The organism is Roseibium polysiphoniae, from assembly GCF_014842925.1.
Classification (GTDB): Bacteria; Pseudomonadota; Alphaproteobacteria; order Rhizobiales; family Stappiaceae; genus Roseibium; species Roseibium polysiphoniae.
The window spans coordinates 468,593-481,750 of sequence record NZ_JACYXJ010000004.1; the positions used below are offsets into that span (position 1 = coordinate 468,593).

13 protein-coding genes are annotated in these 13,158 nt (G+C 55.7%); 5 read left to right on the plus strand and 8 right to left on the minus strand.

All coding sequences use genetic code 11. From position 1 onward, the window contains the following. Window positions 1-34 precede the first annotated feature (34 nt). The 6 genes from IG617_RS12390 to IG617_RS12415 are packed head-to-tail and all read right to left on the minus strand — an operon-like array spanning window position 35 to window position 5,981. A complete protein-coding gene (locus tag IG617_RS12390) occupies window positions 35-307 on the minus strand; it encodes an amphi-Trp domain-containing protein (protein ID WP_192109516.1) in 273 nt (90 codons plus the stop codon). Then, window positions 294-1,658: a metallophosphoesterase gene (locus IG617_RS12395; RefSeq protein ID WP_192109517.1), complete on the minus strand. Its 1,365-nt coding sequence runs from the start codon at window positions 1,656-1,658 to the stop codon at window positions 294-296. The genes IG617_RS12390 and IG617_RS12395 overlap by 14 nt, the downstream gene beginning before the upstream one ends. A 16-nt stretch (window positions 1,659-1,674) precedes the next feature. After that, the gene (locus IG617_RS12400) at window positions 1,675-2,376 is read right to left on the minus strand and encodes a histidine phosphatase family protein (protein ID WP_192109518.1); all 702 of its coding nucleotides are present in this window, start codon (window positions 2,374-2,376) and stop codon (window positions 1,675-1,677) included. After that, window positions 2,373-3,473 (minus strand): HprK-related kinase B, encoded by a 1,101-nt coding sequence (locus tag IG617_RS12405; RefSeq protein WP_192109519.1) that lies wholly within the window; start codon window positions 3,471-3,473, stop codon window positions 2,373-2,375. Before IG617_RS12405 ends, IG617_RS12400 begins: the two co-directional genes overlap by 4 nt. After that, window positions 3,470-4,360: a GAK system ATP-grasp enzyme gene (locus IG617_RS12410; RefSeq protein WP_192109520.1), complete on the minus strand. Its 891-nt coding sequence runs from the start codon at window positions 4,358-4,360 to the stop codon at window positions 3,470-3,472. Before IG617_RS12410 ends, IG617_RS12405 begins: the two co-directional genes overlap by 4 nt. After that, window positions 4,353-5,981 carry an aminoglycoside phosphotransferase family protein gene (locus tag IG617_RS12415; RefSeq protein ID WP_192109521.1) on the minus strand — a complete coding sequence of 543 codons (1,629 nt, stop codon included), beginning with the start codon at window positions 5,979-5,981 and terminating at the stop codon, window positions 4,353-4,355. Before IG617_RS12415 ends, IG617_RS12410 begins: the two co-directional genes overlap by 8 nt. 307 nt (window positions 5,982-6,288) lie before the next feature. On the opposite strand from IG617_RS12415, the gene IG617_RS12420 reads away from it, so the two are divergent. Together IG617_RS12420 and nfsB are read left to right on the plus strand one after the other, a co-directional pair. Continuing rightward, window positions 6,289-7,476, plus strand: coding sequence for a GAK system CofD-like protein (locus IG617_RS12420; protein WP_192109522.1), 1,188 nt, complete (start codon window positions 6,289-6,291; stop codon window positions 7,474-7,476). A gap of 146 nt (window positions 7,477-7,622) precedes the next feature. Continuing rightward, the gene (gene nfsB / locus IG617_RS12425; protein ID WP_192109523.1) at window positions 7,623-8,321 is read left to right on the plus strand and encodes an oxygen-insensitive NAD(P)H nitroreductase; all 699 of its coding nucleotides are present in this window, start codon (window positions 7,623-7,625) and stop codon (window positions 8,319-8,321) included. 82 nt (window positions 8,322-8,403) lie between these two features. On the opposite strand, the gene IG617_RS12430 is transcribed toward nfsB, so the two are convergent. Together IG617_RS12430 and IG617_RS12435 are read right to left on the minus strand one after the other, a co-directional pair. Further along, on the minus strand, window positions 8,404-9,078 hold the full coding sequence (locus IG617_RS12430) for a GntR family transcriptional regulator (RefSeq protein WP_192109524.1): 675 nt from the start codon (window positions 9,076-9,078) through the stop codon (window positions 8,404-8,406). Further along, window positions 9,071-10,102: a Gfo/Idh/MocA family protein gene (locus tag IG617_RS12435; RefSeq protein WP_192109525.1), complete on the minus strand. Its 1,032-nt coding sequence runs from the start codon at window positions 10,100-10,102 to the stop codon at window positions 9,071-9,073. The genes IG617_RS12430 and IG617_RS12435 overlap by 8 nt, the downstream gene beginning before the upstream one ends. 156 nt (window positions 10,103-10,258) lie before the next feature. Here IG617_RS12435 and IG617_RS12440 point away from each other — a divergent pair, with 156 nt between their 5' ends. The 3 genes from IG617_RS12440 (at window position 10,259) to IG617_RS12450 (ending at window position 13,145) form a co-directional block, all read left to right on the plus strand. After that, a complete protein-coding gene (locus IG617_RS12440) occupies window positions 10,259-11,269 on the plus strand; it encodes a TRAP transporter substrate-binding protein (RefSeq protein WP_192109526.1) in 1,011 nt (336 codons plus the stop codon). Between the two features lie 65 nt (window positions 11,270-11,334). Next, the gene (locus IG617_RS12445) at window positions 11,335-11,865 is read left to right on the plus strand and encodes a TRAP transporter small permease (protein WP_192109527.1); all 531 of its coding nucleotides are present in this window, start codon (window positions 11,335-11,337) and stop codon (window positions 11,863-11,865) included. Further along, window positions 11,862-13,145 carry a TRAP transporter large permease gene (locus IG617_RS12450; protein ID WP_192109528.1) on the plus strand — a complete coding sequence of 428 codons (1,284 nt, stop codon included), beginning with the start codon at window positions 11,862-11,864 and terminating at the stop codon, window positions 13,143-13,145. Before IG617_RS12445 ends, IG617_RS12450 begins: the two co-directional genes overlap by 4 nt. Window positions 13,146-13,158 lie beyond the last annotated feature (13 nt).

Here is a 13,158-nt window from a genome sequence, read left to right on the forward strand (position 1 = left end):
CACTTATGTGGTTTCGCGCTTTCGACGTTGATTCTCAGGACTTTACTTTCAGCTTCCCGGCATCTTTCAGGTCGGTGTTTTCGTTGGCCCAGGATATGCGGATATCCATGCGGCAACGCGCCTCATCCTTGGACGCAGTGACCTTCAGATTGAGCATGCCGTCCGGGTTCAAGGTGATTTCGCCGGTGTCATCGCTGAAATGCAGCTCACCCTTTGCGATCCCTCGGTTGATCGCGGTGATCAGGGATTGAATGGTTTTTCGGTCCTGAATGGACTCGTGCTTAAATCTGTCCTTACGTTCCATCATGCTGGAGCGCCGCCTTTGTCATGTGGATCTCGGGAGTGAATACTTTCGCATATGGAAAGTCGTTGCTGAAGCCGACAATGTTGCCATTTGGCAGGATTATGGTTGCGCCGGTGCCAATTCCCTTGAGGCCTTCGATCTTTCGCGAATTTCGGTCCAGCGTGATATCCGCTTCGACGTGGAGCAAGCCTTTCATCGTCTTCAGTCTTTGCCCGCGGTCGCGATTGACGTGACCATGTACGAGGATCTTGACGCCTGCGCGATGAAGCCGTTCGACACCTTGTGATGACAGCTGTTTGTCAACCGCTCGGTACTTGGTTCGCATGATGTTGGCGACGGTGCCGGAGTAGAACGTGAAAGGGTCTTGATAGACCTGTTCGCGAAACAGCTGGTTGATGTGGCTCACGCCATTCTCATCGATCTCGGCGCAGATATGGTCATCCAGACCTGCATGAACAAAGAGAACGGATCCAGTCTTGTAGATCGCGCGCATCCGGTCGTAAAACCAGGCGTAGAGACCGTCAGGCGCCAGGAAAAGTTCCCTGCATTTCATTGCGGCGGCGTAGAGCATGCGCATATCTAGCCCGGCGCTCAGGCTTGCTTCCTCGAAAGTTGCGATCTTTTTCTTAAGCCGGCGGAGCTCCTTTTGGATAGCTGCTTCGCCAAGATGTTCTGCCGCAGCTTCCGGAAAATCTCTTTGCCAGGTTTCGCTCGGAAAAATCCGATCACGGCAAGTCTCAAGATCCGGCACGCTCTCCAACTCGTTCGCCGGCGCGACGTGTTTGTCGTAGACCTCGCGCAGAAGGGGTAGCACCTTGTTGCCCATCCGGATGAACATATGTTCGGTCAGGGGCGACCGGTCGCTCGTCAAGGCACGAACACCCAGCAGGAGGCGCAAGTCATGATTTCCTGCAAGCAACTTGAGACGAACGCCGGTTTCAATCAGCTTTTTTAAGCTGTTGAGTAGGTCCAGGTTGCTTGGCCCTTTGTCGAGACAGTCGCCGCCAATGACGAGGACGCAAGAACGTCCGAAGTCTGTCAGGTCGAAGCCATCGGCATCGTTTTCATGACGTTGAACAACGCCGGCGGCGACCAAAGACCTGACGAGGCTTTCGGCATCAGCATGAAGGTCGGAAATGAAAACAACTGGACGCTTTGGCCATCTCCATTGCCCATACTCACCTGATTTCCTCAAGCTTTTAAGGATCTTGGCTGTTTGGTCTGGCGTTGAGCCGCCGGAGTGATTCATGTCCAAAGGCCAAGGGACGCAGTTTTCAGGAACGCCAAGCGAGGCTGCTCGTGTCCCGAGAATGGTCGGCAGAAGGTCCTCGGTGTTTTCGGGGGCAGGCATCATAACGGCCTGTGTTCCTTCAGTCTGTAGCTGGTTCATCGGGATACCGGTTCTTCCATTCGCCGTGCACACGGCGCCATGACATCTTGTCGTTGACCTCCAGCACAACGGGTCTCGCGTGGTGCATGCTTAGTCGTGCAATCTCGTCAAAATCGATCACCCCAAGGCGATGAGCGGCGTGCCGAAAGGAGGCGCCATGACCGACGAAGACTTTCGCCACAGTTCCGGCGGTTTCCTTTAGCGCTGCCATCTGGGATACAAGGTAGTCGGACACTCGCTGCCCTGCTTCCTGCAGGGATTCAGCGCCTTGGAACGGTAATCTGTAGTCGCTGCTGGACTTCCATCCGTTCGGCAAAGTTTCGTGGCGCGGATCTGCTGCGATGATCGCCTCGATTTCTTCAACGGTCAGGTTCGCCAAGGCTCCAACGCTCCGTTCCGCAAGTTCCTCACTTTCTTCAACGACTGCCGGGAGATTGAGTTCCGATCTAAGTCCTTCGGACAGAAATACGGCAGTCTGCCAGGCGCGAAGTTGGCGCGAGCATGAAATGACAGGCGAAAGGTGCCAATTTTCTTCTTTGCAGAAAGCCGCGATTTCTAGGCCGGCAGCATCGGCTTGCGACTTTCCCTTCGCCGTCAACGGGAAGGGTTGGAGCGCGCTCGGGGCGTTGGGGCGCTGCTCGTAGTCACCGTGACGGACCAGAATTGCCAGGCGTCTCGTCATGCCCGGGCACCAAAGAGTTTTTCGCCATATTGAAAGAGGACGTCGAAATCGATCTGGCCAGAAACTTCCTGCACCTCGACGCCTTTCAAGGCTGCAAGATAGGCTTCGGGTTCAAGCGGGCTGTCGTCCTGCCAAAAGCTGCCATTGGGCCGTTGGTAAAACGGCCCCGGGCTCTTCATGATAGCCGCCAGCAAGTCCGGCCTATCTTCGATTTTCACATCGCGGACATTCGTCGGTTCGTCAGTTTCACGTGACCAGTTCAAAACCCAAAAGTGCGTGAGGGATGCGGCGTGCCTGATGCGGTCCGGGCCGAAGACGTCACCAACCATCAGGTCGTGTTTTTCCTCCAGAGTCCACAGCTCCTCGTCGGTCAGTGCCTCCAGTTCGGCCTGTTTGGTGGCCGAAAGCATGCTGCGAAGCCTTGGATTGTGAAGTATGGTTCCGGGATTGATCCGCGGCAATTTAGGAATGCCAAGCGCATCGGGATGAGGCGTGTTGCTCCCAACAAGCAAACGGTCGTTCGTGACATAGCGGCCGCCATCCAGCTCCATCAGCTTGAGCATGGTTGTCGACTTGCCGCCGCCCGAAAGACCGGCAATCGCGAGCGTTCGCTCCCCACAATTGACTGCGGCCGCATGACAGCCGACCCAGCCGAGCTGCTGAAAGTGGTTCAAAATCTGAGTGTTTACAAAATTGACGACCTGGTTCGGATAGGCCTTGCAGGGGCCGAATGCGATCTTCCAGTCTGTTGACTGCAGAAATGTCATGCCGGTGCGCACTTTTCGGACAAGCCGTGCATTTGGCAGATCTGAAATTGCGTCCTTACGACCGGCCTTGCCCGGCTCTCTGGCCCAATCAGACCAGGCGACATCGAACGGAAGATCCAGATCATCGAGAACATAGACAGTTAGGGTTGGGTCTTCGTCCGGGACGACGGCATGCAGGAAATACTGCCGCAGCTCCGAAAGGACTGGCTCAGAATTGGAACGTATTTCGACGACGACGCTTCCCACTTTCAGATGAATGGGCGAATGCGCGGAACATCGGCCTTGAGGTTGCAGGGCGTCGTTCACATCTTGGCTGCTTAGCTCGCTCATGACCTGACCTTCCTTAGCGCATGGTCGGCATAAAGGCCTGCTGCCTCTATGCCAGCGCCCTCAAGTGCGCCTTTGAAACCGCCGAACGCTGATACTTCGAAGACAATTGGTCCTTCAGGCGTCAGAGCGACGTCAACGGTCGTGAAGTCGAGACCAAAGGGTGCTTGTGCTTTGTGTGCCAGCGCAATCAGTTCGTCATCTGGCGAGAAAGGCGCGTATTTGCCTCCACTCTCGATCGTCGTGTTCCAGGCTTTCGACTGCGAGACGCGGGCGTAGGTTCCAAGGTATCTGCCAGCCAGAAAGACCATGCCCAGATCCTGACCGGACAGATCCATCTTTTGCTGGATGTACATCACAGGGTGCTCCTCGGAGAAGGCGGCAATGTCTTTACGGACGACATCCTCGCCAGCGCTTGCTTCAAGGACGCACATACCGCGGGCCTTTGTCGAGAACAGCGGCTTGAAGACGGCACTTCCAAAGCGCGTCACCGTCTCGAACGCCGCATCCTGGTCTTCCGTTACGCAGGTGGGAGGCATTGAAATGCCGGCATTTGAAAGTGTGACTGTGCAGCTTAGCCGGTCGACAAGGCGGATGATGTTTTCTGCGCCGCTGAAGACCTTAACGCCACGGTTTTCTGCAACGCGAAGCATCTCGAGCCGATCAAGCGTATGGGGGCTGTACTCTTCGCTGATCTTCTTAACGATCAAGCCGTCCAGCTCGCAGAGATCAACACCTTGGAACCAGAGAGATGATGTTGTCAGGTCGAGGCTGACCTGAGCCATGTCAATGACCAGCCGGAAGCCGCTACGTTCTTCGATTGCATCGGCCAGTGTTTCCGTGGACCACTTTCCAGGTATGCCGATCACTCCGATTCTGGGCTCAGTCAACGAAGATCTCCTTCACAGGCAGTTTGAACTTGTGCTCTTGGCCGGTTTTACAAGTGAGTGCCCGTTCGATCAGATAACGGGATCTGAGGAACATTTTGCGCGCCTGAGACTTGTCGAAGATGAAGCGGGTCGAGCTGGCAAAAGAACGCCCGAGGCCCAAGGCCAGGCGATAATCAAACGTCTCATCGTTCTGCTTGCGGGCGAAGCGACGGGCGATTTGATAGAAGTCATAAGAAAGCTTCATGATCCGTCGGCGGACGGGGGCGTCGAGCACTTGCAAGCGATAGTTTGACACCATGAAGACCGATACATCCTGTACATAGTCCATGTAGCGAGAGCGATGCAGGTCAATGAAATTTATACGGTTTTCACCGGGGTCATAGATAATGTTGTCGATGTTGAAGTCGCCGTGAATGTAGACCGAAAACGGAGCCGAGACAGCCGCTTCGCGTTCTCTTGCGCTTTCGATGAGATCCTCAAATGCAGGAATCTCGAAACCTGCCAAATTGCTCCGTGTGCTGCGGAACTCCGGGTGCACGCGGTAGACCTCGTCAAGGCGCTTTGAAAGCTGCTGCATGCTGCCGAGTTCGGCAAACTCGTCAGTCTTCGTCTGGCGCCAGACATCCTTCAAGGTCGTCCCAAGCTGCTTGAGAGCTTTCGCGCAAAGATCGTCCGGCTCATTCAAGACAATCTGTTCGAACGTCAATCCGGGCAGGTGTTCAATCAGCAGTGCGGCGGATTGGTTGCGCTTCTGGTAGGACAGGATCTTGGGAGCGAGGCCGGGATAAATCGAGTTCCAGCTTTTTACCCCGGCGCGTTCTTCCTTGACCTTGCGCTTTTCTCCATCCTTGAAGACAGCTGCGACGTTGTGAGAGTTGCTATCGGTGATTGCCGAGATCGCGCTTCCCGACCGCGTTTCCGCGATGGCTTCGATGTGATAATCGCCGTTCGTTTCGAAGTCGGCCATTAGGCCCTGCAAGGCAAAGTAGCGCTCGAAATTCACCGCCTGGCCGATGTTGATTGAAATGAGCGCTTCACTGATCGTCTGGAGAGAGGTCCCCATGCGCTGGATCTCACTGGCCACCAACAGGCTGTGTGCCAGATCCGCGGTGTGCGTCGTGGCGCGCATCTCATTGGTGTAGATCTTGAAGAGCTTGTTGTAGTCGTTGGCAACCTTGCGGTTCAGCTGGCCAATCTGCACCGCGCGGGCACTGTCGTTGCTGGAAAGAGCAGCTTCGACTTTTGCAACGCCTGCACGGACGCGCTGAATGATCGGCGGATAGCGTTCGGGAACGAGGATCTCGAAATGTTCGATGCGTTCGGCATGGCGCAGGCACTGGCGGTTGAGGTTGGCCAAACGCAGAAGGTCCGTGGCGATAAATTCGAGACTTCGCAACGCAATCTGGTTGCGCTCGGTTTTCCTGGTGTTTGTCAAACGCCGTATGCAGGCGCTGTGGATCCGTGTCGTCAGGTTGTGAGCATAGCCTGCCCGGTCGAAAATGCGCCTCGCCGTTCCCGCTGACGGGACGCTGAAAAACGCTTCCAACTGCTGAAGCTGCCCGTCGATTTCAGCGCAAAGGAAGTGAAGGTTCTCCTGGATCGACTTCGGCAGGCTAGTCATCAATGACCCCGAGAGATGTTGGAAGGCTCCCACTATCCCTCGTAGTGAACAGTTTTGTGACAGAAGCTGGAGGCCGCCGCTGAATGTCTTGCCGACTTGAGGGGCGCGTGTCGAATTTCCATTTCTCTGGTTGCTGCTTGAGATGCGTCAGAGATTTCTCGTCGCAAGGAATATTAGCGCGCGGCGTTGTCCGTATTGAGATAAGGAAATCTTGCATTCGCGATCGATACCGTTTTGGTTGTGAGCAAAGGGGCGGCGCGCAACACAGCAATCCGTCTCTCACTATTGTCTAGGATATTTATCTCCAGTGCACGAGCTAGTGATCCGCCGAAGCGTTTCTTTCCCCGACCCGTTGCGCGTTGGGCGCTACAAAAGCAATCCCGACCTTGGTCCGCGGCTCCTGTTTTTTAGCGGCGGGACGGCGCTGAATGGCATTTCACGTGCGCTCAAATCCTACTCCTTCAACTCGGTTCATCTTGTTACACCGTTTGATTCCGGTGGTAGTTCACAAGCGTTGCGCAAAGCCTTCGACATGCCGGCCATTGGTGATCTTCGCAGCCGTCTGATGGCGCTTGCGGACGAGAGCGTCCTGGGTCATCCCGAGGTGTTCGAGCTCTTCACGCACCGGTTCAAGAAGAGCGTCAGCAAACGAGCACTCACCTCCGAACTCGAAACAATGGTCGCGGGAACCCATCCGCTTGTCAAAGCGATCGAGCGACCGATGCGCACGTTGATCATGCATCAGCTTGGGGTGTTCCAGGCATCCAAGCCGTCTCGCTTCGATTTGCGCGGCGCCAGTATCGGCAATCTGATTCTCGCCGGTGGCTACTTGAACCAGCAGAAAGAGCTCGAACCGATCATTTTTCTCGTATCGAAGCTGGTCGGAGTCCAGGGCATCGTTCGGGCCATCGTTGATGGCAACCTGCATCTGGGGGCAGATCTTGAAGACGGCCGTTCGGTCATTGGTCAGCATTTGCTGACCGGCAAGGAAACTGCTCCGATCGAGTCGCCGATTGCGAATTTGTACTTGAGCAAGTCGCCGCTCGAGCGTTCCCCGGTTTCTACGAAATTGAGCAAGCGGAACAAGAAGCTGATCACCTCGGCTGATCTGATTTGCTATCCGCCTGGCAGTTTCTATTCCAGTGTTTTGGCCAATATCCTGCCCGAGGGAGTTGGCAAAGCGATCGCTAGCCGCGATGTGCCAAAAGTCTTCGTGCCAAGCCTTGGAGACGATCCTGAGGCCATGGGATTGTCTGTGGCGCAGAAGGTCCAGATTTTGCTTCGGTATCTCAAGAAAGATGCCGGCACTGACATCTCGGACGATCAGCTGCTGAATTTGGTCCTGCTTGATGCGGGCGAAGATACAAGTGCCCGCGATCTTGAGGATCTTGCCAAGCTTGGGATTCCCGCTGTCGCCCTCGATCTGGTGAGCCGGCCTTCAGCGCCATATTACGATCCGCATCAGGTCTGTGAGGCGCTTCTTTCTCTGACCTGAGAAAGTGCGAGTCTGCTTTGGCCTATCGCAACGGGCCGCTTCGAGCAGGATTATGCGCTTTCACAGGATACTCTTTTCTGATTTTCAGGGATAACTCTGTGCGCTGCACTTCCTACGTTCAGGCCACCGCCAAAGGAGGCTCGAACATGACTCAGTTTAATCCAAAAGATATCAAGGCCGCGCAGGACATCGTGTATTTTGCGAAGACGCGTCACACGACCAAGGCTTTTGATCCGGCCCTGAAGATTTCCGATGAGAAGGTCGAGAAGATCAAGGAGCTGCTACGTTTCAGCCCATCCAGCACCAATGCCCAACCCTGGCATTTCATTCTCGCCAGCTCGGACGAAGGCAAGGCGCGTGTTGCCAAGGCCACAGAACGCTTGTTCCCGTTCAACGCGCCGTCAATCCTGAACGCAAGCCACGTTGTCGTATTTGCGAGCCGATTGGAAATCCTAGAGGAATTCCTGCTCAAGGTCTTGGAGCAGGAAGACAAGGATGGACGCTTCGATGGTGACAAAGAGACTTTCAAGACCCAGATGCATGCTGGTCGTAGCATGTTCGTCAACCTTCACAAGCAAGACTTCAAAGATGTCCAACACTGGATGGACAAGCAGGTCTATCTGAACCTTGGGCAATTCCTGTTGGGTGTTGCTGCGCTCGGCATCGATGCAACGCCGATGGAAGGTTTCGAGATACCGGTCATGGATGAGGAATTTGGCTTGCGGGAGAAGGGCTACTCCAGCCTTGTGGTCGTACCGCTCGGCTATAGCGACGCAGACAAAGACTACAATGCAGCTCTGCCAAAATCTCGGCTGCCTTACTCAGAACTTCTGACGGAAGTCTGAGCCTGGGCGCGCCCAACAGCGATCGATATACCTTGCGCAGGGCTGTCAACGGCCCTGCGTCTTGTTTCAGCCACAGGCAAGGTCAGATGTGCTGGAGACGGTGCTTTTTCAGCAGCTCAATCAGCACCTCGCGCGCGTGTTGGCGATGAGAACGGTGCCGATCATGTGCCGTTTTCGGGTCCCCGCGCCGAATGGCATCATAGACAGCTCTATGGTCTTCGTTGGATTTGAGAGGTGCGGGCCTGATGTGGAGGGTGATCGCTCGTGCTCTACGCACCTGATTGCTCATCATGGCGACGATGCTCTGGATTCTCGAGTTTCCGCCGAGACGAACAAGTTCACTGTGAAACGCCTCGTCGGCCAGGGCCCAAGCCTCGAGATTCCCGGCCTTCAGTGCAGCTTCCATATCGTCAATTGACTTGGCAAGCGCGGCCAGTTCCTCGTCATTGTAGGAGGCACCAGCTGCTTCTTCTGCTGCAAGGCTCTCCAGTTCTGTAAGGACTGCGTAAATCTCTTCCATGTCCTTGAGCGAAAGAGATGAAATTCGAACGCCCTTGCGCGGCCTGACCTCAAGAAGACCCTGTTGCGCCAAAAGAAGCGTCGCCTCGCGAACCGGTGTACGCGACATTCCCAGACGATCTGCCAGTTCGCTCTCGAGATGATCGGAGCCAGCAGGCAACTCACCATCGAATATCAGCTGGCGAATATGCTCCACGGCCTGAACCGTGATGGATTTTTGCTTCAGAGCGTCAGCCAAAATCGAGCCCTCGGATCTTTTGTTCTTTTTGATCGGATTCGTATATAGCCTGTTCTATAGCGATTACTTTGAGATAGTCACGCGCTTCGTTTTCCAGCGGGGTGTCATCGAGCACGCCGTCTACCACATGCTGCATAAGGGCGCGTACGCAGTCCCCGCCAAAACCCTGCCAATCCTGCGCATGCAGAAGGGTGTTTTCTTCGAGTGCACCGAAGTGCCGCAATGAAACCTCGCCTTGGCCAGACAGGCTGAGGGTTCCTTTCGTGCCTTCTATGAGGGCTTCGCCGAGCGTGGTTCTGCAGTTTTCGGCTGCGTGATCGAGAAGTCGGTTGCCGTCAAAAAGTGCCCGGACCCCATTCGCATAATCGAAGATGAAGTAGCCTGCATCTTCCCCCGCAATCACCGGGTTCATGCGGCGAAGATCGGCATAGACTGCGTCCGGCTCGCCCAGCAGGAAGCGGAATGTGTCTATCCAGTGCACGCCTGTTTCATGAATGAGCAGCTTCGGCATGGTCTGGAAATAAGGCTGGCGATCAAGGTAAGCGCGAGGACCTTGGCCATCTCCAGTGCGCAGACGAAATGTGACCTGCTGAAGCTCGCCGATGAGTTCGTTTTCAAGCGCCTGCTTGATACAGCGGTACCAGGGCTGAAACCTGAAATTCTCGTGAATCACCAAACTGACACCGGCCTCTTCGGCGATTGCGGTCGCCTGTTTGGCCTCGTCGAGTGACTGGCAAAAGGGCTTTTGACAGATGACCGTTTCGACGCCCGCCCTTATTGCAGCCTCGATCGCTGGAAGGTGCGAGGGTGGAGGCGTGATGATGTCGAGCAGGTCAGGCTTTGTCATGCGTAGCATGTGGTCGAGATCTGCGAAGGCGGCGACGCCGGTGGCTTTCGCCTTTTCTTTGTCGCGGTCACAGGCACCAACGAGATGTGCACGCTTGATCCGTTGCCAACCTTCATAATGGAAGCCCGCGAAGTAGCCGGCCCCCAGGCAAGCCACTCTGATCTTATTCGCGCCCATAGATTTTCCTCCGCCGCCGCAATGACTGTCTCATCGCAGATATTGGATCCGGAATAGTCGACATTCAATTCGTTGACAAGGGATTGTATTGCGTATACGCAAATCAATGTGCAATTTGTGTTGGCTCGTAGTTCGGGCCTTGGGAGGAGAAAATTTATGTTTGGAAAACAGAGTCTTGGTCGCCTGACCATGAGCGCACTCATGCTGTCTGCCTGCATGGGGGCCGCTCATGCCGCGGAGGTGCTGCGCTTCAGTCATACAGACAATCCGGGAGGATCGCGTCAGGCTGCGGCAGAGGTTTTTGCAGAAAAAGTGGCCGACTACACGGATGGCCGCTACGAAGTTAAGATCTTTCCGTCAGGCCAGCTTGCCAACGATCCGAAAGCGATCGAGCTGCTTCAACTGGGCGGTGTCGATTTCACGGTCTCTGCGACCGGTAGTTATGCAACGCACCTGCCGAGCCTGAACCTGACAGCCATGCCGTTCCTGGTGGACACTTATGAGCAGGGTTGGGAGCTTTATGACAACTCCGAATGGCTGCAGGGCGAGTTTGCGAAGCTGCCAGAAAAAGGGTTCCGCGTCCTGTCGACCTGGGAAGCCGGTTTCCGCAGCTTCACAACGAATGAGCCGCTGACGTCTCCAACGGATGCGGAAAGCATGAAGATGCGTGTGTTCCCGAATGACATGATCCGCTGGACCATGGAAGAAATCGGGTTCCAGACGGTCGTTATGCCCATCACCGATGTCTACCTCGCAATTCAGCAGGGCATCGTGAACGGTCAGGAAAATCCCGTCGACACGATCCGGTCTCTGCGTTTTTACGAAGTCGCACCGAACATCACGCTGACCCGCCACGTCTACAGCCCGCTGCCGTTGACCATTGCCGAGAAAACCTGGCAGTCCTTCTCTGATGCAGACAAGGACGCGGTCCTGAAAGCGGCAGCTGAATCTGCAGCGTTCAGCCGTGACCTGGTGAAGAACTCGGTGGATCGCCAGCTCGATGAAATGACCGAAGAAGGCGCAACGGTCAGCGTGCCAGAAATTGGTCCCTTCCGCGACGCCGTACAGCCCGTCTATGCCAAGGCAAAGGATGTCTACGGCGATGACGCGGTCAACAAGATCCTCGCGGATGCTGCTGCTATCCGCGATGCGATGCCTGCGAAATAATAATCCTTCCATCTAAACTGCCGGGGCGCTTGCGCTCCGGCGCCTTTTCTGGAGAGGGTCCGGACTTGGACTATCGCAATCACTATCCGGCCGTCTTGCGATGGCTCAGCACCCTGATCGATGTATCACTGGCGTTGGGTGGCTTTGCCATCGTCGCACTTGTCTTCTGCAATGCGTCGCTACGCGGTTTTGCAGGTTTCGATCTGGCCTGGTCGCTTGAAGTGACAAGTTTTCTCCTGCTTTGGAGCACGTTCATTGGCTGTGCTGCTGCTGTGGCGCGCGGCGCGCATATGCGCGTCACGGAGATCGCCGAAGGTTTGTTTCCCAAGACTGGACAGCGGGTCTTGTCGATCGCTATCGACCTGATCATCGTTGTGCTTCTGGTGAGCTTGATCTGGACCGGCTTCAGCATATCGGCCCACACCTGGGCGCAGAAAACCACAGTGCTCTATTGGCCGGTTGGATTGCTGTACGCGTCGATGCCTGTGGGCATGGCGTTCACGCTCATCTTTCATCTCTACAACCTCTATTTTGACATCCGCAATCCGGTGTTGCCGCATAGCGCGCATTCCGACGGCGGTGAGGCGGTGCAATGATCCTTCTTTTTGTCGTGGCCGTCTTCCTGACGACGGTCTTCCTGGGTGTGCCGCTTGTTTGGGCCATTCTGATCACGGCGGTCTTGCCGATCATCGTGTTTGACCTGGGATATCCGCTGCAGGCGCTTTTCCTCAATTTCATCGGCGGCGTGGAGCCCAATCATTTCTTGGCCATCCCCCTGTTCATTGTGGCCGGGGAAATGATGAGCCGAGGGGGTGTTGGCCTTCGCATCATCGGCTTTGCGCGGGCGGCCTTCGGCTTCATGGCCGGCGGTCTTGGAATGGTCGTCGTCGGTGCATCGATGATTTTCGGCGGCATTTCAGGTTCTGCCATCGCCGACTCGGCGGCGATCGGATCCGTGATGATCAAGAACATGTCGCGAGAGGGCTACAACACGGCCTTTGCTGCCGGACTTGTTGCGGCTGCTGGCACGATCGGCATCATCATCCCGCCCTCGATCCCCATGCTGATCTATGGCTTTGTCGGCAATGTTTCGGTCGCGGATCTGTTCCTTGGCGGCATGGTGCCCGGCATCATCTTCGGCGCCTTTTTTATGGGCGTTTGCTATTATGTTGGCAAATCGACGAACTGCGATCCGGGTGGTCGCCGGACGTCGCTTCAGGAGCTGACATCTTCCTTCATCGGCACTGCTCCGGCGCTTTTCATGCCGGTGCTTATTCTCGGCGGGATTTTCACAGGCTGGGTCACGCCGACCGAAGCAGCAGCTCTCGCGGTGGTTTACGGTCTGATCGTGACAACGGTGGTCTATCGCGACTTCCACGTCCGTGATCTTCCGCGGCTTCTGATCGACTCCTTTGTGACCAGTTCTGTGGTCATGGTCGTGATTGGCGCCACAACGGTTCTAGGCTGGTTGATCACGCTTGAGCAGATGCCACAGATCCTCGTTGGCTTCGTTCAGGAAATGTCGTCCGGTCCCTGGATGTTCCTGCTTTTGGTCAACATCGTTCTGCTTGTTCTTGGCCTCGTGCTTGATCCGGTCCCGGCCATTCTGCTGACAGCTCCTCTCTTCCTCCCAACAGCACAGGCCTTTGGTGTCGATCCTGTTCACCTGGGTGTCATCATGACATGTAACGTGGCTGTTGGCCTGTTTACGCCGCCTGTCGGGGCGACGCTCTATGTCGCCTCCCGTATCTCGGGCGTTGGAGTGCTGGCCATCGCACGCAAGATGGCCCCGCTGTACATCGCTGCCATCGCGGCCCTTCTCCTGGTTACATACGTTCCGATCGTAACCATGGGGATGGTGTATCTGTTCAGGTAGGAAGGAGAGGCTT